Raw genomic sequence first — 23,682 nt, forward strand, 5'->3', positions numbered from 1 at the left:
CTGCAATTAATCAACAAGCATAATAGTAGACGCCACTTTTTGGATTAAGTTCATAAAAAGATCAAAACTTTTTAAATAAGTGCAGCACACTAAATTTTAGGCATAAAAAAAGCCAACTCAAAATGGGCTGGCTCAATCATTACTAAAATTAGTAATTAAATGGGGGGAATCAACATGAAAACTTGTATTAACTGCAATTAATCAACAAGCATAATAGTAGACGCCACTTTTTAAATTAAGTTCATAAAAAGATCAAAACTTTTTAGAGCAATTTAACTTTTAATTAGCGATAACATTTGTTGTTCATCAAATTTAGTAAAGCTCATTGATTTATCAGTAAATAACGCATCTACAAGAGCTTGTTTGTCTTGTTGCATTTTAAATACTTTTTGCTCTATTGAATTATTCATTATGAGCTTATAAACAAATACCGGGTTAGTTTGGCCAATACGGTAAGCTCTATCAGTCGCTTGCTTTTCTACGGCAGGGTTCCACCATGGATCAAAGTGAATAACGGTATCGGCTTGTGTTAGGTTAAGGCCTGTACCGCCGGCTTTTAAGCTAATTAAAAACACAGATGTTTTACCACTGGTAAACTCGTCGATTACTTTATCTCTGTGGCGCGTTTGGCCTGTAAGCATACTAAAGTTAATGTTTGTTTCTTCAAGGCGTTGGGCTATTAAATCGAGTGCCGATGTAAACTGACTAAATATAATAATTTTACGACCGAGACTTAACATAAGCGGTAAGTGTGTTGTTAACCATTCAAGCTTAGCAGAGCCAGCCTGAGTATCTGGATCTATTAATTTAGGGTGACAGCAAATTTGCCTAAGTTTTAATAACGCCTCTAAAAATGCAAGCTTACTTTTTTGTGCACCTTGCTCAGCAAATAAGTCTATTAGCTTTTCTTCTAATGAACGTGTAATGCCCTGATACATTTCTTTTTGCTTAGGCTCAAACTCAAATTCTTTAGTTAGCTCTGTTTTTTCGGGAAGCTCTTGCGCTACTTGTGCTTTAGTGCGGCGCATTATAAAGGGCATAATTAACGCTTTTAACTGCTCAGCTCTGTCCATATCAGCTTCACGCTCAATAGGCGTTTGAAAATGCAGCTTAAAGTGCGCTTGAGAACCAAGTAAAGATGGCATAGCAAAATCGAGTAACGATTTGAGCTCAAGTAAATTATTCTCGATTGGAGTGCCACTTAAACAAAGTTTAAAGTCGGCATTTAAACGTTTCACTAATCGCGACACCTGTGCGGTATCGTTTTTAATGTATTGAGCTTCATCGAGAATTATATTTTCAAAATATAAAGGCGAGTAATAAGCTATATCACGTTTTAACAATGGGTATGTAGTGAGTATGCATTGGGCTTGTGCTAAGTGTTGTAAAGGTTCGTTACGGTTTGATCCAAATATAGTGGTAACTTTTAAACTTTTAGCAAACTTAGTAATTTCATTTTCCCAATTACTCACCAAGCTAGTTGGACATACAATTAGTGTAGGACCCGCTTGCGGACGATTAAACGTGCTCGCTAAAAACGCAATAACTTGCAGTGTTTTCCCAAGCCCCATGTCATCAGCTAAAATACCACCTAATTTATGACGCTTTAAAAAACTAAGCCAGTCAACACCTTGCTGTTGGTACTCACGAAGGGTTACCGAGTCATTCAAGCCATGTAAAGAAACCTTTGGCATTGCGGTATCGGTATTGTTTAGCTCTTGCAAGTATCGCTCAAGCGAGTCGTCATGCAACTCTACGTTTATGGCTGTGTGCTTTACAAGCTCTGGCAAGTACGAAAGCGGAATATTAAATTCGTCCCGTGTTTTTACAAACTCAAAACGCTCTTTAAATTCATCTAATAAGTTAATTGCAGACTTATTAATAACTCCAAATTCACGACCGAGCGGATAGTAGTAAAATAACTCACTTTGTCGGTTTAACGACTGATATAGCGGATCTGTATTAGTAAATAAAAGAGCTGCTTTTGCATCACATAGCAGTACTTTACAGTGCATTTGATGCCCTGCAGCACGGTGTACATGTAAGCTAACTTCACACTGCGGATTAGGACTCGTTACTTTACTTACACTTACCTGCCAACCACGTTGTTTAAAACCAGGAAATACTTCGTATATAAGCCAATGCAAATGGATAGGAGATTGCTTTGTAAATACAAGTTCACTTTGTAAACCCCCTTTACAAAATTCAAATCCTAGGTTTATTAGCTCATTCGTTACTGTATTTTCAAAAGCACTATTAATAGTACTTGCAGGTGCAGAACCCGCTAAATAATTTTTATTTTTATACTTAAATAATAACGAAAGTGATAAACCTTGATCGCCCATCGTTACTTTTAAAACAGCATTACTAGAGATTTTAGGTAACGTTGGCTGCAAGTTAGTAGGATGAGGTATTACACCTGCGCCAAAATTATCGGCAAGTTGTTTGTAAATGCGATCAAAATTAGCATCGTGCAAAGCAGGCATAGTTTGTAAATGTGCTATTTCGTCTGCACTTAATGGTGTGCGAAGACGACCCGCTTTTAAATGATCCAAATCGAGGTAAGTAGGTGGTGTTGTTTTTAATAAAGCCCAGTTTTGAGTTTGCTCAAGCTTAATAACTAATTGAGAAAGGTCTTTATCTTGCTCCCAACTAAAACTTAATGCTTGGCCCGATTGTGCTTTTATTGGTACTCGAGAGCGCTGAAAAAACAAGCGTTCTGTAGCTATAAGTTGTTGTAAGGCACTAAAGCCCCATTGACCTTTTAGCTCAATACTTCCCACTGCATTTTGTGAGCGTATCCAACTAAATAATCTAAAGTCACTTTCGAGTAAATCACTCGGCGTTACAAAACTATTTAACTGCTGCTCGGTTAAGTTTCGGCCTAATGTATAATTCTTTTTAGTCTCAACATTCGCTATTTTAGGCGTTAAAAATACTTTGTTATTTTCAATATCTAATACAAACAATAACACTTGCGAAGGTATATTTTGCTCACCACTTTTAAGTGCGCTTAATTCGCTAAACCAGTCATTAATAAAGTAATCTTCACCGTACTCACCAGAATGCTCAATTTTAAGCTTAAATAAAATAGCGGCCAAGTGTCGACATTTGGTTTTTGCATTACATGTACAGTGCGTATCAACAGAATAACCAGTTGGTACTTTACTTATCTCAATACGTTGGTTAAACGATGATCCGTTATCAACTTGAACAGTAGAGTCAACAACAGAAAAATTAGGCGTGTGTTCTAACCAAGTGATCTGGCCTTTTTTATAATATTCTTTTCCTTTATCTAGGACATTTTGACGGAAAAGTTTTTTAATAAAGCGTTCAGACAGAGGAAACTGGGTAGCCTGCTCATTTTTAATTTCTTCAAAAATAGCCATTAAATCATTTTTTGATAAGTTAGCAGACATGTCACTCTAAGCATTAAATTTTAAAAATAATTCTGCCAGTATATGCCTTATGTGCTCTGAGCTAAAGCACTATTAACAAGTTATAAACTGGTTGGAGCTGATAGCTTAGTAAAAAACCGGTTTATAGGTAAAAATCAGTATAAAATTTAGCTAAATGATAGACCCTGCATACAAGTACAAAGAATAATCTAGGTATTACAGATCACGATTTTACTAACCATAATAATAAATCAAGAAAGTGATGCTAAAAAGAGGGGTGCAGTTAGTAAACAAGTGATCTTGAAGAGATAATATGGTTGTTTGAAGAGAAATTTCGCTAGTAAAGATCAGATTTTTACTAACAAAACAATCTGTCAGATCACTATTTAACTAAGTAAACAAGTCTGACAGATCATTATTTAACTAACTAATTAAAAGCACTTAATAACTTAGTTAATTGCTCTAAGCGTTTGTCTGTCATCACTTTATTGTCAATTTTGATAGACACATCGCCGCTTTTTAAATTGCGTTGTACTGATATAAATTTATTTTCTAGTACAGCTTCACGTTTAACGGCCACTTGTGGCTCAGCTGTTAAGCATTTAGTGATTGCCATTGCACGCTTGTCGTCGCTTGTAATCGCATTTAGCTCTTCATCGCTAGCTAGGGCTAAAACTAGTTGCTTAAACGCCTCTTGGTCGCGCTCCTTTGCGCTCACAAGCTTTTTAGCTACTTCACGACCTACATGATTTGCAGTAGGGTAAAGCGCAATAACATCGGCAGGTATTTGCTCATACGCCTTGATGGCATCTGCAATTGCAGTGTGCGATACACCTTCAATGGCGGCTATTTCTCTGTAAGATCCTTTTTTACCTTGTTCAATTAACTCATTTTTTGTTTGTTGGTAAGCTTGTCCTAGCTCCCATAAGCTCGGGGCAATGTACTGATCTGAAGATACGGCTAAAATTTTAGCATCTTGATCAGTAAAATCGCTTGAACTAAGTACCAAATAATCTGCGTTACCTAAAATACACGCCATACGACGGCGAGAGCCCGCTAAAACTAAGCTTGTTTCACCTTGATCCCAAAGTAGAGCAGGATGCTGATTACGGCCATCATCACGAATCGCAGGAAGAATATCTGATACTGACTTTTCGTTTAGCAGTGACTGTACACGGCGGTTTTTACCATATACACCTGTAGTAGATTCAATATCAGCGTGTGAGATCACTTTACAAACAAGCGTTATCTGGCGCCCAGGATCGCTCGGTGCCGGCATTCTAATTACATCGCCAGCATTGGCCTGTTCTAATAATGCGTCAAGGCTACTGCTACCTACAGCGGTTGCAAAAGGATCTAAGCGGGTGTCATTTTTACGTTTTTTAGCCATTTTTATTTAACATCCTTACTTAGGGGAATTGAGTGTTGACTGAGTTGACTGCCAATTTGAACGAATAAGCATCTCTAGTTCATCGACCACATCTTTAATATTTTCTTGGGCGCGCATTAACGATTCACGACTTGCTAAGCTGTCTGACGCTTTTTGATCAAAAATAGTATTAAAAGATGATGAACTTGCTGTAATTGCCGAGCTGTGATTAATTGGGTAGCTCATAACTTGGCGACCAAATGCACTACGGACATCTTTAACGATATCGCGCTGTGAGTGATTACCCTTTACATAGTTGGTAACTAAAAACTGCATAAAGTCCCAACCTTCGTGGCCTAGTGCCGCTACGGTATGGTAAATCTCACCTAATCGTTTTAAATATTTATTGTTAGCGTCAAAATCTACAGCTTCTGGGTGAACAGGGATCAACATTGCTGTAGATGCCATTAATGCATTATAAAACATAAAGTTAAGGGTAGGTGCTGTATCAATTAAGATAATATCAAATTCATCTTTAACAGGGTCAATAACTTTTTCGAGTAACTTATGGTAGTGACGAGTTTGCTCATAATTTGAGGTATCTTTGAGCAATGTTGCCGTTTCGTGCTCAAAGTAAAAATCATCCATACCTGAAGGCAAAACACGAATATTGGGGATATGCGTTGGTAAAAATGAATTAGATACAAATTCAGGCCATGTTTCGCCCTCATCTAAATCTATACAATCTCGCATTAAATCACCAACAGTAATAGGGTCATGCTCACTTGAAGGAAAAAAGCTTGAAGAAGAACCTTGAGGATCTAAATCTATTATACCAATGCGATAGCGCTTAATATTTGTCGTCGCAAGCGCTGCTGCGATATTAACCATACTAGTTGTTTTACCACAGCCGCCTTTAAGGGAGTTAATAACAATAACTTGAAGTTTGTCATCACCAGTACGATGATCTGGTTTAATATCCATAATATCAGCCATGGCAAAAATATTTACTAACGTGTAAGCATAATGTCCATTAGCACCGCGTTTAATGTTTAAATCATCAAAGTCGCCATTGTCATGACGCCTTTTTAAAGTACGATTATTACAACCTAATAAATCTGCGGCTGCTTTTTGCGTATAGGTTCTTAATTCTTTTTCTTCTGATTTAAGATGCGCACGATAGTGCTGAATACGACCTTCTAATGATTTTTCAGCTACTTCGGCAGTTGCTTTTAAAAGCCGGTAGGTACTTAACGCGTTATTATTGATAGACATACTTTCTTCCTCAAAGTTAGGGAGTTAGTATAATGTCCATTCAATTTGCTGTAAACAACTATTTAAGACGACATGCATTTTAAAAACAAGACATTTAAAAATACTTTTACACCATTAATATTGCTTAGTATAAATAAAGAAGTTTAAAGGTGGTTAAATATATAAGGTAATAAAGGTTAAGGGCTTTAAATTGACACATAACATAATGATTTATATAAACAATGTTTAAAAAAGCAGATCAGCTTTATACTTGGTTAAGATCAGATCTTTATCTACCTGCAGATCAGCTTTTTACTAAGGCCTATTTTTAAAATAGAGTTATGCACAGGTTGCGCATAAAGTTATGAACAAAAAGAGCTTCGTAGATCAGCTTTTTACTAAGTAAATTATAAAGTTATGCACTTGTGCCACCATCAAAAGGTACGTTTAATTAGTATAGATCTGATCTGTACTTGGTACAGATCAGATCTATGCTAACTCGATAAGGCTTTATCCACAGGGGTATTTATTTTTACATGAATTTGTCGTGCTAAATTTTAAAATAAAGCGATTGTAATGGACAAAATAACAGCTGAGTTAGTAAAAAAGAGATTTGTAATAGCTCAGTTAGTATAAATATGATCTGAAATAAGAAGTTATGGACTCCACTTAGTAAAATAGTGATCTAAGCCTTTTATTTAAAGTCAGATCACTTTTATACTAACTTAAACATTTAACTTTTGCTGCTTAATGTGTTGTTATGAGCTGTCGCAATAAAAATGGAAATAAGAACAATGAGCCGAAAGGTCAACATCTCGGTAGATAACTTGCCCGATACACTTAGGGGCCAAATCCACGGGGTGGAAAGTGCAATAGATAACGAAAGTTTAGCACTATTTACAGATAACAAAGACGTGCGAATTTCTATTGAAAATGCAGCTCATGGATTACGTGCATATTCAAACACGTTTAATCATTATGATTTGTGGGGACGTTTTGTACGTTCTGGCTATAAAAAATTACCACTTGAAGAAGCACCTAAAAAAACAATTATCACGCGTAAAATATCTGAAAAAGTAGATGGTATTTTATACGATGGCGAAATAAAAATAACTCCCGCTGTTGTAAGTACGCGCAAAGATGGCGAAGACGTAGAATACCTTGTCTGGCCATCAGATAGAGAAGAAAAAGTTGAACGCGCACTTATTCGTTTGGCCTCTAAAGGCAAAATAGTCAAAATTAATTTTAAGTCCGGTATTCAATACGCGGTTGTTTTTTCTATGAACGAATTAGCCCAAGAGCTTAAAGCGGTAGGGCAGTCTATGCCATATCCTGCAATTAAAGAATCTCTTGAAGCATTGCAAGGTTCTAAACTTTCGTTTAAATATTCTGCAACAGATACTAAAAATTCTGATATAGATGATTCGTTTTACGAGTCAAATATGAACTTTTTATCGTCACTTCATTTTAGCGGCAAGAAAGGTCAGGGTGGCAATGTAAAATGTGTCGCCTGTTTAAATGCATTTGTTCATAACATGATTGATAACCTTGAATACAAAGGTTATTACTTTAATAGTGCACAAGAATTAAAACGTGGATTATCGCGTTGGATGATGCTGCGTTTGTATCATCTTTGGCGTTATGCTGCGCCAGGTAAAACTTATCATTTTAGACTGCTGTCTATCATGGAAAAATATGGCTCTATTTATTCAACGGATGATATTACCGAAAATAAATTAAAAGCGCTGCGTCGTGATATGACCACTACTATGAAAGACTTGATTGAAAAAGGCGCAATATCAGAATACAGTATTACTAATGTAAAAGATGATAAAACAGGCAATATTATCGATTACACCTACGAAATGCATCCATCTGATCAGTTTTGTGATGAAATACTTACACTGAATAAACACAACAAACGCATTGAAATTCAAGGTGGTAAACGAATTGTTGAAAATGCAGTGCTGATTGATGAAGATAAAATCGAAGAGATAGTAGAAAAGTAATAAACATTATTTAAATACTTAAACAAATTACCAAAAAGGCCACATATTGTGGCCTTTTTAACATAATCACTATCGATCTACCTGCTCTAAATATAGCCTATCGACTAAAAAATCGTACTCGCGTTTACGCGGGTGAGCTTCTGGTTTTTGATAGTCAGGTAATATACCTAATTTTACGTCTGGCTCTGGATTAATCAAAATAAAGGGCAATGCGGCACTAACATGATAGCGGTTTTGTGCAGTATATCTCACATTAACTTGTGGGCTTACACGAGTGGGGCGACGAATCCTTAGTTTTTCTTTTTCACCTAAGCTAGCAACTCGTAACTGTTCTTGAGCTACAAGTGATTGCCATTTTCGTTGATCAATCATTCTTGGATTTCTATAACCGGCCGATTTATCGAGCATCTCGAGAGCCATTTTTTTTGTTAGCGTTTTTGTTGCGTGTTTGTGCATCCAAGTAAATCTAACTGAAAATGGAGAGTCACTTTCACAATGAATTTTGCGATATGCAGCAAGTGTAATTAAATTCGGCATCGCATTATGAACAGCTTCAAAACGAGCATCGTTATTATCTATTGCAACTATGCATGCTTTAAAGTCTGCTTTAGCTTTATTTACTTGAGCAATTCGGTTATTTAATGCTTCTTTATTAGCATTTTTTATAACTAACAAACCGGGATGGCGCTTTAATACACGACTACTTAAGCCTTCTTTTTTATAAATATCGGTAAACGAATTGAGAATAGCCCTATGAGCTATGTCACCAGATATTTTTTCGGTGATAATTGACTCTGGAACAATATTCTCATCAAGACTACTAATATCTGGAAGTCGATAATACTCAGCTTTTGAATAGTCACATTCTTTAAGCTCTTCAACTAACCTTACCGTCAGTTCATTCATTAAATCGAACTGACTTCTAATTTGAACTTTACTTACCATAACCCACCAAGAACACATCTTACTTAAAAGGATTATCGCATATTTTTCAGCTTTTTGACTATCTTTTATTAAGCATTACTCATAGCTAAGATTTAAAGTATAAAAAAAATAAGTATGATGTGTTCTTTTAGCTGTATTTTTTAATATAGTTAAGCAGCGCGTAAATAAACCATAATAAAAGGGACTTGGTATACAGTTAAAAGCATAGCCCTCTATATCTATACTCAAGCTTATCATTCACATTAATGCGGGTGTATTATATGCAAAATGTGATCTTGTGAATTATAAACTGCGTGAAATAATAGCGCGTATACGATTGCATGCAGTCAGGAGCAAAGCACAGTAGGGGAGTGCAAGAGGCGGCAAACCAACAAAACATGTACAACATCTTAATTAAGCTATTACTTAAAAAGTTAAACACTCTGCTGATATATTATTTAAATAGTGGAATAGTATTGAGAACGTCCTACGCATAAGCAATCGCATACTTTGAAAAAGCTCATCTCTTATTATATGAAACTATGTAACGTCATATCACACAATTCAACAACATCCTATCTGACGAATATAATATTTTATTTAACCTGTAAAGTTAAGATTACAATAGACTTCATTTAAGTATGATGTGTTCTCAATTAAACTGTTCACTAATGTTACTTTGCTACATTCTCTCTCCAAGTTGCTAAAATATAACCAATTGTATTTTATCTAACTGTTTTATAATGCTTTAAACTAAATTAAAAATAAACTTATCAAGTGGCAATAATTCAATTTTTGGTTATAAACCTCATAAATACTTACCTCATAACTAAATAATTAGTAAATAGTGAATTTAGTCCTTGAACTTAGGTGCCTGCATACGTTAATTTCTTCTTATCAGGTAATGTAGGAATGAGGAAAGAACATGCAATCGTGGAACCCAAATAGCTGGAGAGAGCTGCCAATACTGCAGCAACCACAGTACCCAGATCAAGAAATACTAAAATCAGTTGAAGGCCAATTAAAGACGGCTCCGCCTTTAGTTTTTGCTGAAGAAACTAGAAGTTTATTTAAACAACTTGAAGACGTGTGCGAAGGTCGTGCATTTTTACTTCAAGGTGGTGACTGTGCAGAATCATTTAGTGACTTTAATGCCGCTAATATTCGCGATACGTTCAAAACAATCTTACAAATGGCTGTTGTATTAACTTACGGCGGTAAATGCCCTGTAGTTAAAATTGCGCGTATGGCGGGTCAATATGCTAAACCACGTTCAGCAGACTTAGAAACAATTAATGGTGTGTCTTTACCATCTTATCGTGGCGACATCATTAATAATATTGAGTTTACGGAAGAAGCGCGTATCCCAGATCCACAACGTTTAATGACTGCATATCACCATAGCGCGGCAACATTAAACTTATTACGTGCATTTGCACAAGGTGGCCTTGCCGATCTTCACCAGGTTAACCGTTGGAACATGGGCTTTGTAGCTGCAAACCCACTTAAAGAAAAATACCAACAACTTGCAGACAAAATTCAAGACGCACTCGAATTTATGGAAGTGTGCGGAATTAACTCTACAATTGCGCCAAGCTTAAAAGAAACTGATTTATATACCTCTCACGAAGCGTTACTACTTGGTTACGAAGAAGCGCTTACTCGTCGCGACCACTTATCAGGTGACTGGTACGATTGTTCTGCTCATTTTGTATGGATTGGTGAGCGTACACGTCAACTTGACCATGCACATATTGAGTTTTTCAAAGGTATTAAAAATCCAATCGGTGTTAAAGTTGGCCCAGGTATGGAACCTGATGACCTAATTCGTTTAATTGATGCATTAAACCCAGATAACATTCCTGGTCGCTTAACGCTAATTACACGCATGGGTGCAGACGTACTACCAGAAAAACTTCCAGCCCTCGTAAGAAAAGTTCAGCAAGAAGGTCGTAAAGTAATTTGGAGCTCTGATCCAATGCACGGCAATACTGAAAAAGCGACGTCAGGTTACAAAACACGTAACTTCGACAATATTATGCGCGAGATCAGTCAGTTTTTCGCTGTACACAAAGCTGAAGGTTCATACGCAGGTGGTGTTCATCTAGAAATGACAGGCCAGCACGTAACAGAGTGTACTGGTGGTGCTTACGGTTTATCAGACGATGACTTAGCACAGCGTTATAAAACGCAGTGTGACCCACGTCTCAATGCCGACCAAGTATTAGAGTTAGGCTTTTTAGTAGCTGACTTACTAAAAGACGCACGTAAATAATATTTGTTAATATTAAAAAAACCGCTTAAATGCGGTTTTTTTGTTTTTAGTCTCATCAATTAGTTAGTACTTACGTCGCTCTAGGTCTGTCTCTGTCAGTATCTTTGCAGATATCTCTTCTACCGAATGATGCGTAGAATTAAAATAAGCAATTTTATGACGCTTATAAAGCATTTCTACTTCACGCACCTCAATACGACACTGTTTAATAGATGCATACTTAGAATTAGCCATACGTCTATGCCTTATAGCCGCAAGTCTTTCAGGGTCAATCGTAAGCCCAAATAACTTATGTTTATAAGGTATTAAGCACTTAGGTAAGCCCTCATTATCTAAGTCTTCTTCTGTAATAGGATAGTTAGCCGCTTTAATGCCATATTGTAGCGCTAAGTATAAGCTGGTTGGTGTTTTACCACTTCGGCTAACACCAATTAAAATAATGTCAGCTTCAGAAAAGTTTTTAATATTGCCGCCATCATCATTCATAAGTGCATAGTTAACTGCATCAATTCTAAAATCATAACTTTTTTCATGAATAGAATGCGTGCGGTGCATTTTTGGAACAGGGGCTACATCTAGTTCTTTTTCTATTTTTTCGCTGTATGTAGTTAAAAAATCATAGGTCACTGCATCAGCCGATTTTATAATTTCACTCAAACTATGATTTACAAAAGTAAAAAACACGAAAGGCTTTTCGCCGGTTTTTGCAGCTGTCGCATTAATTAATGCTTTAATTTCGCGGGCTTTTTCTTCAGTTTCTACAAATGGAATTGTTTTATGATTAAAATCGATAGGGAACAACGACAAAGTAGCATGCCCAAACACTTCTGAAGTAATAGCTGTTCCATCTGATATATAAAAAGCAGTTCTCATAATTAACCTTTTTATTGCGTTTAAATCCCTAAAATGGGTTTCTCACGGTTTACGTGAGGACTATTGCCAGTGTAGAATGATGGTGACCTTTATAAAAGGTTTTCTTTCTTAACTCTCACAGTTAGACCTACAATTAGTTTTTTTTGGAGAAAGATCCGTGCAAGAATACGTTCTCTGGTATCAAGAGCTTGGTATGCAAGATGTTCCTCGAGTTGGCGGTAAAAACGCATCACTTGGTGAAATGATTTCAAACCTAGCAAACGCTGGTGTACAAGTACCGGGTGGTTTCGCAACTACCGCAGATGCTTTTAATGAGTTTTTAGATCAATCAGGACTCACAGCAAAAATTCACGACATTCTAGATACACTTGATGTTGATGATGTAAATACACTCGCTAAAGTCGGTGCAGACATCCGCCAATGGATAATCGACACACCATTCCAACCAAACCTAGATCAAGCCATTCGCGACGCATATAGCCAACTCCACGGCGACACTACAGCAGATGTTTCATTTGCAGTGCGTTCATCAGCTACCGCTGAAGATATGCCAGATGCATCATTCGCAGGCCAGCAAGAAACTTTCCTAAACGTAGTTGGTATCGATTCAGTAATGGTCGCTATTAAACACGTATTTGCTTCATTATTTAACGACCGTGCAATCTCGTATCGTGTTCACCAAGGTTACGATCACCGTGGTGTAGCATTATCAGCGGGTATTCAACGTATGGTACGTTCAGATAAATCAGCATCTGGCGTAATGTTTAGTATTGATACAGAGTCTGGTTTTGAAGACGTTGTATTTATTACATCAAGCTACGGCTTAGGTGAAATGGTTGTACAGGGCGCAGTTAACCCTGATGAGTTTTATGTTCATAAACCAACACTCCTAAAAAACAAACCTTCAGTAGTACGTCGTAACATTGGCTCTAAAGCCATTCAAATGATTTACTCAGAAGACAAAGCACATGGTAAGCAAGTAGACATCGTTGATGTTGCCCCTGAGCTTTCAAATAAATTTTCGATTACAGATGAAGAAGTGCAAGACCTTGCCAAGCAAGCTGTAATCATTGAAAAACATTACGGTCGTCCAATGGACATCGAATGGGCAAAAGATGGTAACGACGGCAAACTATATATAGTTCAAGCTCGTCCAGAAACTGTTCGCTCAAACGAAGACGCTAACGTTATGGAACGTTTTCAATTAAACGGTACTAGCAACGTTGTTGTTGAAGGCCGTGCAATTGGTCATAAAATTGGTAGCGGTGTTGTTCGTGTTCTTGATTCAATCAAAGAAATGGATCAGGTACAAGTAGGCGACATTTTAGTAACCGATATGACCGACCCTGATTGGGAACCAATCATGAAACGTGCTGCAGCGATTGTTACAAATCGTGGTGGGCGTACATGTCATGCGGCAATCATTGCACGTGAACTAGGTATTCCAGCAGTTGTTGGTTGTGGCAACGCAACTGATTTAATTAAAGCGGGTCAAGAAGTAACCGTATCGTGCGCCGAAGGCGATACCGGCTTTATTTACGAAGGTATTTTAGATTTTGAAATACTAACGTCACGCGTTGATAAAATGCCAGAACTACCAATGAAAGTTATGATGAACGTGGGTAACCCCGATCGTGCATTTGACTTTGCACGCTTACCGCATGCAGGTGTTGGCCTTGCGCGAGTTGAATTTATTATCAACCGTATGATTGGCGTTCATCCAAAAGCATTATTAAATTTTGATGCTCAAACAGATGCATTAAAAGCAGAAATCACAGATATGATTGCCGGTTACGAATCACCAGTAGAGTTTTATATAACAAAACTGGTTGAAGGTATTTCTACTCTAGGTTGTGCATTTGCACCAGAGCGTGTAATTGTTCGTATGTCTGATTTTAAATCAAACGAATACGCAAACCTAGTTGGCGGCCAGCAATACGAGCCGGAAGAAGAAAACCCAATGATTGGTTTTCGTGGTGCCGCACGTTATATCTCAGAAGATTTCCGCGATTGTTTTGCACTAGAGTGTGAAGCTATTAAACGCGTTAGAAATACAATGGATATGCAAAACATAGAAATTATGATCCCATTCGTACGTACCCTTGAAGAAGGCAAACGCGTAATTGAACTACTAGAAGAGCATGGCCTTAAACGTGGCGAAAATGGTCTTAAAGTAATCATGATGTGTGAGCTTCCTTCAAATGCATTACTTGCTGATGAATTTTTAGAAATGTTTGATGGTTTTTCTATCGGCTCTAACGATTTAACACAGCTAACGCTTGGTCTTGATCGCGACTCTGGTTTAATTGCACATTTATTTGATGAACGTAATCCAGCAATTAAAAAGCTACTTTCTATGGCTATTAAAACAGCTAAAGAAAAAGGAAAGTACGTTGGTATTTGTGGACAAGGTCCTTCAGATCACGAAGACTTTGCAGCATGGTTAGTAGAGCAGGGCATTGACTCTGTTTCATTAAACCCAGATACAGTAATAGAAACATGGTTGTACCTAGCTAAAAAATTAGCAAAGTAACAAGTATGTAAGCTATAAAAAATGCCAGCAATTTATTGCTGGCATTTTTATTTATTCAATTAAAAGTAAATTAGCGGGCTAATTTTTTATCCAAATAGGCACACGACTTAGTTAATGCCTTTTGGCACAGTGATAAGTAATGTCGTGCTTTAGGATAGTAAGGCGAAAAACATAATAAACCCGCCATAAAAAATATGAGTGATGGACCAGGTACAATCGCAAAAAATAATCCTAGCAAAATAAATAACACACCAATGATCTGTAATAGTAATTTTTTCATATAACACGCCTCGCTAATGGTTAACTTGAGTATAATTTAAGCTGGATTAAAATCGACTAAAAGAGTGTTACAAACTGTAAAATCTTCAATTTCTATTCGCCATCACCATGATATAATTAGTCAAATGCCCTAAAATATCGCCGTCATGATAGCAACAATTACACAGCAAAATGCCGCGACAGAACTTGTCGCTAATTACCTAAGTACCATTAAAAATAAAGGTTTTACCGGAGATACCGATGCAAGTTATGCAACGCGTATTACTGCTTCAACCGATAACAGTGTGTACCAGCAAATACCGCAAGGTGTTATTTTTCCAAAAAACGAAAAAGATATTCAGCTCGCATTGCAAACAGCATCTCGTGACCCGTATTTATCACTAACGTTTGGCCCTCGTGGCGGTGGAACAGGTACTAACGGTCAATCACTAACACCTGGTATTGTTGTAGATTTGTCACGCTATATGCGCGAAATTCTTGAAATTAATGTAGAAGAAGGCTGGGTACGGGTTCAAACAGGCGTCATAAAAGATCAGCTTAATGATTTTTTGAAACCTTATGGCTTTTTCTTCTCACCCGATTTATCTACCAGTAACAGGGCAACTATTGGTGGCATGATAAGTACTGACGCATCGGGGCAAGGTTCGTTAGTTTACGGCAAAACAAGCGACCATGTTTTAGGGTTGACAACTTATTTAGTTGACGGCACACCTATGTGCACTTCACCAATCGACATCGATAAAGCAAAAATTATAGCCGACCAAGACTCACTTATTGGCAATTTATATAAAACAGTTTTAGATATTTCGATTAATGAACGCGCTGCTATTTTAGCTAAGTTTCCTCGGTTAAATCGTTTTTTAACCGGGTACGACCTAGAGCATGTACTAAGTGATGACTTACTTACTTTTGACATGAGCCGACTAATCACCGGGTCAGAAGGGTCATTAGGTATAGTAACTGAAGCTAAATTAAACCTGACGCCTATTGCCGAGTTTAAAACGCTTATTAATATTAAGTACGATAGTTTTGACTCAGCGCTGCGCCATTCTCCATTTTTAGTCGATGCACGCGCAACATCAGTAGAAACAGTTGATAGCAAAGTTTTAAACTTAGCGCGCGAAGATATCATTTGGAATTTAGTATCGGACTTAATAACCGACGTACCAAATAAAGATATGCAAGGCCTTAACATGGTCGAGTTTAATGCAGTATCAAACGATGATATAAAAGACAAAGTAAACACGCTTTGTAAGCTTCTAGATGAATGCGTAAAAAATCAAACTAATGGCGTTATTGGTTATCAGTTAACCAGTGACAAAAGCGACATACTAAAAATTTACGCAATGCGTAAAAAGTCAGTGGGTTTATTAGGTAATGTTAAAGGCAGTCAAAAACCGCTCGCTTTTGCAGAAGATACCGCCGTACCACCAGAAAACTTAGCAGATTATATTGTCGAATTTAGAGCACTGCTCGACAGCCACAATTTACAATATGGTATGTTTGGTCATGTTGATGCAGGGGTTTTACACGTACGCCCGGCACTTGATATGTGCGACCCAGAACAAGAAAAACTACTTAGAACTATTTCAGATCAAGTAGTAAAACTCACCGCTAAATACGGCGGTTTAATGTGGGGCGAACACGGTAAAGGTTATCGTAGTGAATATAGCCCTGAGTTTTTTGGTGAGCATTTATATACCCAACTTCGTAAAATAAAAACAGCATTCGATCCTAACAACCGAATTAACCCCGGTAAAATATGCACTCCTATTGATAGTGAAGACTCACTAGTTAGTGTGGATGGACAAAAGAGATCGCACTTCGATAAGCAAATATCAATAGAAGTTAAAACTAGTTTTAACAATGCAATGACCTGTAATGGTAATGGCATATGCTTTAATTACGATGAAAACTCACCTATGTGCCCATCGTATAAAGTGACTGGTGATCGTCGTAATTCACCAAAAGGACGTGCAAGTTTAATGCGCGAATGGCTTCGTCTGCAAGAGTCAAAAAATGTAGATTTGCTCGAAGTAGAAAAACAGCTTAATAAAGGTGAAGTGATTACCTGGTGGGAACGTTTTGTTCATAGCCGCGAAAAACGAAAAGGTATTTACGACTTTTCACACGAAGTAAAAGCGTCAATGGATGAGTGTTTAGCATGTAAAGCATGTACAACTGCCTGCCCAATAAAAGTAGATGTTCCTACTTTTCGTTCACGCTTTTTAAATTATTATCATAGTTATTATGCGCGCCCGTTAAAAGATTACCTTGTTGGCAATATAGAAAATAGCGCGCCATTAATGGCAAAATTTGCAAAAATTATAAACCCAATTGTTAAAACATCATTAGTCAGTAATGTTATTAAAAAAACCATTGGTTATGTTGATACACCACAGTTAAGTATTCCAGCACTTTCAAAGCGTGTTACTAAAGTACAACAGTTTGATTTTGATTTATTAAATAAATTAAATGCAGAACAACAAAGCGAATACGTATTAATAGTACAAGACCCATTTACGAGTTTTTACGAAGCAGAACTAGTAGAAAGTTTTATTACTTTAATAACCCAGCTTGGTAAAAAACCAATGCTATTACCATTTAAACCAAATGGTAAGCCTCAACACGTAAAAGGTTTTTTGCATGAGTTTAAAGTAACTGCAAAAAATGCCGCCGAGTTTTTAAATAAACTAAATGACATTAATGCACCATTAGTTGGTTTAGATGCCTCACTCGTTATGTGTTATCGCGATGAATATAATACAATTTTAGAAAATAACCGTGGTGAATTTAATGTGCAGCTTGCACATGAATGGTTAGAGTCGCAATCATTCAAAGGGTTAACTGCCAAACAAAATACAGATACCGAATTTACATTATTAAGTCACTGTACTGAAACAACCGCATTACCAAAAGCCGCAAATGTATGGCAAACAATTTTTAATGATATTGGTTTAACATTAAAAACAACAAATACGGGTTGTTGTGGAATGGCGGGAACTTATGGCCACGAAGCTCAAAATCAAGATAACTCACGTGCGCTTTACGAAATGAGTTGGAAACCAATTGTAGATAAAAACAAACCAGAGCAACTTTTATCTACCGGCTTTTCGTGTCGTAGCCAAGTTAAACGTTTTGAAAAGTTTAAACCAAAACACCCAATTGAATTACTAGCTCAAGCTCTAAAATAACTTTATAAAATAAGAGTACTTAAATAGATTTATTAAATTAGTTCTTATGTAAAAAAGGCGTAACAATTAACTTCATCAATAATGAAAGTAATCGTTATGCCTTTTTTAAATCTATTATTTTAATTATCTAATTTAAATAACTGTTTTAAAAACTACTTTTTAGCAAAGCTATCTGCAATAGGTTTAGTGCTAATGCCGTGTATAAATACACTAAATAAAATAGTCGTCATTGCTATAGTCGCAATTTGATATTTGTTTTCTATTTGCGTATCTATAACCATCAATGTAAAAACAATTGATGCTAAACCTCTTGGTCCAAACCACGCAAATGTAAAACGCTCTTTAATATTCAATGCCGTAAACTGTAGTGACAACATAACTGGAATTATTCTAATTAATGTTGTACTTAACAAAGCGTAAATTATTATTTCAGCATTTAATTTAGGAATGACTAAGTAAGCGCAAACAAACCCGAACAAGCACCAAATCATTAGCGATGTAAAATCTGCTATGTGTTCTGAGTCTTCAATTAATTCTGTTCTTACTTCATCTGTTGAGAATTTATCAAACAATAAGCCTGCAACAAATACCGCAATAAATCCACTGCCGTGAAAATATTGAGTGACAGAAAACACAGCCATAGCAAAACCGAGTAATAAAAATGGACTCGTATTTTGTGCAAAGTAATGGCGCTTCATTGCAAAATTTAAACACGGTATAAAAATAGCGATACTTGTAATTGCTATTAATAAAGCCAAACCAAGCTCTCGGCTAAATACGCTTAGTGTTTGCGTCGCAGTAATAGCTGAATCAGGATTTTTAGCGAGTAATATAAATATTAAAAATACAGGTACACACAAACCATCGTTCAAACCACTTTCTGTATTTATTCCTTCACGAATTTTTTCGGGCACTTGTGTACTTGCTAATAGCCCTTTGCTTAATGCGGCATCGGTAGGTGTTAAAATAATAGCGAGCAATGCTGCTTGAATAAGTGAAAGCTCAGCAAATAAAAATAAAGCAACGGCAATGCCTAGCAATAAAGTTAAGGGTAGGGCAATAAACAGTAATAAACTAGGATACTGAAAACTATGCCTTAAAACACTTAACTTTGACTTAGCTGCATCTGAAAATAAAAATATACTCAGCGTGAGTTCTATAAAAGGTAGTAAGAGATCGACACCTTCTTTTATTTTACGCCCTTCGTTGGGTAGTAACATAGCTAAACATATTCCGCCGACAACAAAAAACATTGGACCTGTTACTTCTGTTTTTTCTAACTGACGAAGTGTTAAAGAATAAATTAAAAATAGTCCGCCTATAAATGCTATTACTAAGTACTCCATTAAATTTTCCTTTTAAGTCCTGATTTTGCTCGCTCTTTAATATTTGTTTGAATATAAATTTGATCGGTAGTAGCAATTTTAGAATGGCCTAAATCTTCTGATAAATGTTTAAGCGGTCTAGTTTGCGCATCATGTGTGGCACCAGTATGACGAAGCCAATGTGCAGTTGCAGCACCGAGTTGTTCAGCATCATCTTTAAAACCATCATCAAGTAATGACTGCTGCGCATAATCAAAACTTTGTTGAACTAAACGCCTGATTTGCCTTACGGTCATTCCACCCTGGCCACGAATTTTATGCACCAGCGGATCTGACTCATCAACACGGGGAAGGGCAGGTAGCCCTCGATATAACCTGTAGCGTTTTAAATATTCAACAAAATCATCACTTAACGTTACATCTCGTAATTTATTACCTTTGCCCATAATGCGTAAAAACCAGAAACCATCGTTATCCTGCCAAAAATGAGACATTACCGGCGACCACTGCGGGCGCTCAGATAATTCTGAAATTCGCAAATAAAGACCTTTTAAGCAGGCAAGCGTAAATAAGTTTCGCTCTAAATCAGGGTTATGTTCGCATAAATCACGTGTTACACCAAAAACGTATTCCCATTGTATATCGCTTAATGTGTCTGGAATTTGAATTTGAGATTGAACAACTAAATACGGGCTATTCTTTTTAACAACAGGAACAAAGTTCGCGAATGTTTTTTCTTCTAGTAAAGCAAACTTATAGAAAACATTTAATGCAGTAAACATAGACGATAGAGTTTGTTGGCTAGCAATAGATTCTTTAAGCATAAAAGGGCGCCAATTTTGGTTTAATCGACGAATACCTTGTTCATCTTTATAACGCCATTGCACTGAAGTTGCAGCCCATGCTTTATCGGGTTCGACCATAAAATCAACGTAGGCTTCAATGTCTTCACGCTTTAAATCGAATACTGATTTTTTTGCTATTAACCACGACCATAAATAAAAGCGTTCGAGTTCATTTCGAAAACGACTATAAGTGGCTTCTGATTTTCGGCCATAAACATACAAAAACTGATATAAGAATATCAGATCGGCCTTTGATTCAGTTACAGTCAAGCCAACTTCCTGTATAAAGGATGCAAGTTCTGGGTACTCTGAATTTAGAGTACCGTCATCTAGATGGGCAATTTGATATCTTAATTGTTTTAATGTATCAACCAAAGCAACAAGCATAATGTATAAATATTCAATTAAATAATAGACTTACAGAATAACCTTAAAGTCCGATACTGTCTAGTATTGGACATAGTAAAGCTCTAATTATTTTAATACTGTAATTATTCTATGCTTGTTGGTTGCTATATCTTATTAAGGAAAAGTTATGAAAAAACTAATTATACTAAGCGTACTTGCTTTAACTGTTGCGTTAACTGGTTGTGCGACTACGGGTAGTGCATCACCAAGCGAAAAACGTTCACTTGTACAAAGTATGAAAGCAAACACGTTAGATAAATTATACGCTGAAAAACCTGATGTTAAAAAACAAATTGCTAATTCTGCTGGCTTCGCCGTTTTTGATAACGCTAACGTAAATGTTGTTTTAGCTAGTTTTGGTGGCGGTTACGGCGTAGTTAAAAATAACCTTACAGGTAAATCGACTTACATGAATATGGGCGAAGCCGGTTTAGGGCTTGGCTTAGGTGTAAAAGATTTTAACGTTGTAATGGTTTTTCATAACCAAGCTGCATTAAATAGATTTATTGAACATGGTTGGGCATTTGGCGGAAACGCTGATGCGGCAGCAAAATATGAAGATAAAGGCGGTGCACTGGTTGCTGAAGCAATTGCAGATCAAGTTACTGTATATTCTGTAACCGAAAATGGCCTTGCACTACAAGCCGTATTAAAAGGAACTAAGTTTTGGGTAGATTCAGAGCTTAATTAACCACCAAATTACTCTCCTAAAAGCGAGCTGGTTTGTATAATCACGCTCGCTTCATTAAAACCCAATTAATTTAACATAACGTAATTTATGGGTTGTGTTCTATCTTTCTATGCTAAAGTATTCTACGTAAGTTTTTCATATTTCAATTCAAATAAATTGCTGTCAAGTTTACACTTATAGACATTTCTAAAATTTTCATAGCTATTATAAAACCTTCCTCTATTTCCAGATGCTAACTTAGTCCCCTCTATTATTGCTTCTTTCATTTTCTTTACATCTGAATTTACTCCTAAGTAAATTTTAGATATTTTACTTGGATTAACTTTAATTAAGAACATCACTTGATAAGCTTCGTAATTTCTCCAAACTGAATTCCATCTTGAAAGGTCATTTTCACAAAACCCTGCTAGAAAAAACACATTAGATAGATCATTGATTTTTTCTCTTAAATCACCTTTATAACCCAGTGAGCTCAGTTTATTTTTGGTTTCATTTGAATTACCAAGTGTTATGACTTTATTGCAGTTCGTAAATGGTAGTGCAAATCTATATTCTTCCTCGTGCTTCCAAGATTCATGTTTACTAAAGAAATAATGTTTCGAAAAGTTATTAACCTCTTCATCTGATAAAGTAGTGATATTTTTGCTATAGCTTCGCTCTCTATTATAAATAACATTGTCACTCAGGTAGGCTTCAATATCATTAGTTTTATTTATATCAAAAATAGAAAATGGATCTTCTTCATCAACTTCAAATTCAACTAATATACCTTTACTGTTAGTTGCATAGTTACCCCACATTGGCATACTTTCTTTATTTTTACTTAAAGACACATAACCATATAAATCTAAATATGGATTTATATCTCTGTGCGAATTAAATTCTCTCCCACAAATTTTTATAGTCTCTTGGCTGACATCTTTTATTTTATTTATATCTATTCCTGTTGGTAAAACTTCAAAAGGATCATTCTGGCTATTGTTCTGGCTTAGCCTAAGTGTAGGCTCTGTTAAGAATGCCGTAGCAGCATCAGCAGATAAATATTTGTATAGTTTCATAAAATCTCCTTTTTAATTTCTTATTTATAACAAGTAACTAAATAAATAATCCTATCCCATAATATCTATGGTACTAAATGATTTATTTTCTAAATTTTTATCTAACGCCTCAGCCAACTTTTCAGTTTCACTAAAAACTATATTCCAATATTTAGTACGCGTGTCTGCATCAAGATCGGTAAAATCGTTTCTGTCTGGAATTTTTCCATACGGCAAGCTTGCTACAAATTCTTTTGATGGGGCTAGCATCACTACATTGTCGTAATTAAGTGGCTATACTTCACGTTTTAAATTTTTATCGAACCACCCTACTTTCGATTCGCTATTAAAGTGTGGATATCAAATTAAGCCTAGATTATTAATTTTTAGTTAAAAGTGGTAATCAATAATCCCGCCTTCCGATATATAAATTTTTATACTTTTTATTTATATTTTTGTATTGGTAATAGCTTTAGCTTTAAATAAAAAAGGGCTACACGCCCTTTTTTATTTAACTATATTGCTTATATAAATTATATTTTTCTTTTGTGTGTTCAGAAAAGTAGTCTGTGTATAATCATTTTTTAGTCAAATTAAATAACCATATTTCAATTATTTAACTAATATATATAATAAAGCTGCTAAAACACTCCCTATTATTGGACCAACTACCGGGATCCATGAATAACTCCAGTTACTATCAGTTTTACCTTTTATTGGTAATAAAGAATGTACAATTCGCGGGCCTAAATCTCGAGCTGGATTTATTGCATATCCAGTAGTCCCGCCCAGAGAAAGTCCAATACCCCAAACAACAAAAGCAACAGGTATAGCGCCTATTGAACCTAAGCCTATTTTTACGCCAGAGCCATCGTCAATTTCAGCTGAAGAGAAGTAAAAAACACAAATTAATAAAACGAAGGTCCCTATTATTTCACTAAGTATATTTCTAAACGTATTTGGTATAGCTGGAGATGTACAGAAAACAGCTCGTTTTAAGGTGGGATCGTCAGTGGCATCGAAATGATCTTTATAAACTGCATAAACTAACGAAGCGCCAACCATCGCGCCAATAAATTCCGCTAAAATATAACTTGGAACTTCGGACCATGGAAATGATCCAGCTACGGCTAAGCCTATTGTTACTGCAGGGTTAAGGTGTGCTCCACTATAGGGACCGGCAACAACCACACCGATAAAAACACCAAGTCCCCAAGCAGTGGTAATCGTCATCCAACCGCCGCCATGGCCTAGTGTTTTCTTTAGTA

At 36.3% G+C, this 23,682-nt stretch carries 15 protein-coding genes and 1 pseudogene; 5 read left to right on the forward strand and 11 right to left on the reverse strand.

The genetic code is table 11. From position 1 onward, the window contains the following. Positions 1-272: 272 nt before the first annotated feature. The 3 genes from L656_RS0101205 to L656_RS0101215 all read right to left on the reverse strand — a co-directional run bounded on the left by L656_RS0101205 (position 273) and on the right by L656_RS0101215 (position 6,042). Positions 273-3,419 carry a DEAD/DEAH box helicase gene (locus tag L656_RS0101205; RefSeq protein WP_024597880.1) on the reverse strand — a complete coding sequence of 1,049 codons (3,147 nt, stop codon included), beginning with the start codon at positions 3,417-3,419 and terminating at the stop codon, positions 273-275. A 406-nt stretch (positions 3,420-3,825) separates the two neighbouring features. After that, positions 3,826-4,788, reverse strand: a complete 963-nt coding sequence (locus L656_RS0101210; RefSeq protein ID WP_024597881.1) for a transcriptional regulator — start codon at positions 4,786-4,788, stop codon at positions 3,826-3,828. 15 nt (positions 4,789-4,803) lie between these two features. Next, entirely contained in the window at positions 4,804-6,042 is a 1,239-nt protein-coding gene (locus L656_RS0101215; protein WP_024597882.1) for an AAA family ATPase, read from the reverse strand. Between the two features lie 773 nt (positions 6,043-6,815). Here L656_RS0101215 and L656_RS0101220 point away from each other — a divergent pair. Beyond that, positions 6,816-8,030, forward strand: coding sequence for a hypothetical protein (locus tag L656_RS0101220; protein WP_024591590.1), 1,215 nt, complete (start codon positions 6,816-6,818; stop codon positions 8,028-8,030). A gap of 69 nt (positions 8,031-8,099) precedes the next feature. Here L656_RS0101220 and L656_RS0101225 read toward each other — a convergent pair whose 3' ends face one another. After that, complete coding sequence (locus tag L656_RS0101225) at positions 8,100-8,975, reverse strand: DNA replication terminus site-binding protein (RefSeq protein WP_024597883.1); 876 nt, start codon at positions 8,973-8,975, stop codon at positions 8,100-8,102. A gap of 904 nt (positions 8,976-9,879) precedes the next feature. On the opposite strand from L656_RS0101225, the gene L656_RS0101230 reads away from it, so the two are divergent. Next, complete coding sequence (locus tag L656_RS0101230; RefSeq protein WP_024597884.1) at positions 9,880-11,229, forward strand: class II 3-deoxy-7-phosphoheptulonate synthase; 1,350 nt, start codon at positions 9,880-9,882, stop codon at positions 11,227-11,229. 63 nt (positions 11,230-11,292) lie between these two features. Here the strand turns inward: L656_RS0101230 and ppsR are convergent, their stop codons facing one another. Next, complete coding sequence (ppsR, locus tag L656_RS0101235) at positions 11,293-12,102, reverse strand: posphoenolpyruvate synthetase regulatory kinase/phosphorylase PpsR (RefSeq protein ID WP_024597885.1); 810 nt, start codon at positions 12,100-12,102, stop codon at positions 11,293-11,295. A 157-nt stretch (positions 12,103-12,259) separates the two neighbouring features. Between ppsR and ppsA the strand changes: the two genes are divergently transcribed. Then, entirely contained in the window at positions 12,260-14,635 is a 2,376-nt protein-coding gene (gene ppsA, locus L656_RS0101240) for a phosphoenolpyruvate synthase (protein ID WP_024597886.1), read from the forward strand. 70 nt (positions 14,636-14,705) lie between these two features. Here ppsA and L656_RS0101245 read toward each other — a convergent pair whose 3' ends face one another. Further along, the gene (locus L656_RS0101245; protein WP_024597887.1) at positions 14,706-14,915 is read right to left on the reverse strand and encodes a PGPGW domain-containing protein; all 210 of its coding nucleotides are present in this window, start codon (positions 14,913-14,915) and stop codon (positions 14,706-14,708) included. 145 nt (positions 14,916-15,060) lie between these two features. Here L656_RS0101245 and ydiJ point away from each other — a divergent pair, with 145 nt between their 5' ends. Further along, positions 15,061-18,108, forward strand: coding sequence for a D-2-hydroxyglutarate dehydrogenase YdiJ (gene ydiJ, locus L656_RS0101250; protein WP_024597888.1), 3,048 nt, complete (start codon positions 15,061-15,063; stop codon positions 18,106-18,108). Between the two features lie 152 nt (positions 18,109-18,260). Here ydiJ and L656_RS0101255 read toward each other — a convergent pair whose 3' ends face one another. Together L656_RS0101255 and L656_RS0101260 are read right to left on the reverse strand one after the other, a co-directional pair. Next, positions 18,261-19,454 (reverse strand): cation:proton antiporter, encoded by a 1,194-nt coding sequence (locus tag L656_RS0101255; protein WP_024597889.1) that lies wholly within the window; start codon positions 19,452-19,454, stop codon positions 18,261-18,263. Continuing rightward, positions 19,454-20,665, reverse strand: coding sequence for a tyrosine-type recombinase/integrase (locus L656_RS0101260; RefSeq protein ID WP_024597890.1), 1,212 nt, complete (start codon positions 20,663-20,665; stop codon positions 19,454-19,456). Before L656_RS0101260 ends, L656_RS0101255 begins: the two co-directional genes overlap by 1 nt. 148 nt (positions 20,666-20,813) lie before the next feature. On the opposite strand from L656_RS0101260, the gene L656_RS0101265 reads away from it, so the two are divergent. Then, a complete protein-coding gene (locus tag L656_RS0101265) occupies positions 20,814-21,377 on the forward strand; it encodes a lipid-binding SYLF domain-containing protein (protein ID WP_024597891.1) in 564 nt (187 codons plus the stop codon). 122 nt (positions 21,378-21,499) lie between these two features. On the opposite strand, the gene L656_RS0101270 is transcribed toward L656_RS0101265, so the two are convergent. The 3 genes and pseudogenes from L656_RS0101270 to L656_RS0101280 form a co-directional block, all read right to left on the reverse strand. Beyond that, positions 21,500-22,435, reverse strand: coding sequence for a DUF2971 domain-containing protein (locus L656_RS0101270; RefSeq protein ID WP_002962140.1), 936 nt, complete (start codon positions 22,433-22,435; stop codon positions 21,500-21,502). Positions 22,436-22,486: 51 nt separating this feature from the next. Beyond that, positions 22,487-22,834: pseudogene (locus tag L656_RS1000000122655) on the reverse strand (patatin-like phospholipase family protein); the annotation flags it as partial. A 192-nt stretch (positions 22,835-23,026) separates the two neighbouring features. After that, positions 23,027-23,682: MIP/aquaporin family protein (locus L656_RS0101280; RefSeq protein ID WP_024597893.1), on the reverse strand; the 656-nt coding region annotated here is incomplete at its 5' end.

This window comes from Pseudoalteromonas sp. TAE56, assembly GCF_000497955.1.
Classification (GTDB): domain Bacteria; phylum Pseudomonadota; class Gammaproteobacteria; order Enterobacterales; family Alteromonadaceae; genus Pseudoalteromonas.

Bases quoted from the DNA above. Each gene is read 5' to 3' on its own strand.
- L656_RS0101205 (WP_024597880.1), bottom strand. From the start codon at position 3,419: ATGTCTGCTAACTTATCAAAAAATGATTTAATGGCTATTTTTGAAGAA.
- L656_RS0101210 (WP_024597881.1), bottom strand. From the start codon at position 4,788: ATGGCTAAAAAACGTAAAAATGACACCCGCTTAGATCCTTTTGCAACC.
- L656_RS0101215 (WP_024597882.1), bottom strand. From the start codon at position 6,042: ATGTCTATCAATAATAACGCGTTAAGTACCTACCGGCTTTTAAAAGCA.
- L656_RS0101220 (WP_024591590.1), top strand. From the start codon at position 6,816: ATGAGCCGAAAGGTCAACATCTCGGTAGATAACTTGCCCGATACACTT.
- L656_RS0101225 (WP_024597883.1), bottom strand. From the start codon at position 8,975: ATGGTAAGTAAAGTTCAAATTAGAAGTCAGTTCGATTTAATGAATGAA.
- L656_RS0101230 (WP_024597884.1), top strand. From the start codon at position 9,880: ATGCAATCGTGGAACCCAAATAGCTGGAGAGAGCTGCCAATACTGCAG.
- ppsR (WP_024597885.1), bottom strand. From the start codon at position 12,102: ATGAGAACTGCTTTTTATATATCAGATGGAACAGCTATTACTTCAGAA.
- L656_RS0101245 (WP_024597887.1), bottom strand. From the start codon at position 14,915: ATGAAAAAATTACTATTACAGATCATTGGTGTGTTATTTATTTTGCTA.
- ydiJ (WP_024597888.1), top strand. From the start codon at position 15,061: ATGATAGCAACAATTACACAGCAAAATGCCGCGACAGAACTTGTCGCT.
- L656_RS0101255 (WP_024597889.1), bottom strand. From the start codon at position 19,454: ATGGAGTACTTAGTAATAGCATTTATAGGCGGACTATTTTTAATTTAT.
- L656_RS0101260 (WP_024597890.1), bottom strand. From the start codon at position 20,665: ATGCTTGTTGCTTTGGTTGATACATTAAAACAATTAAGATATCAAATT.
- L656_RS0101265 (WP_024597891.1), top strand. From the start codon at position 20,814: ATGAAAAAACTAATTATACTAAGCGTACTTGCTTTAACTGTTGCGTTA.
- L656_RS0101270 (WP_002962140.1), bottom strand. From the start codon at position 22,435: ATGAAACTATACAAATATTTATCTGCTGATGCTGCTACGGCATTCTTA.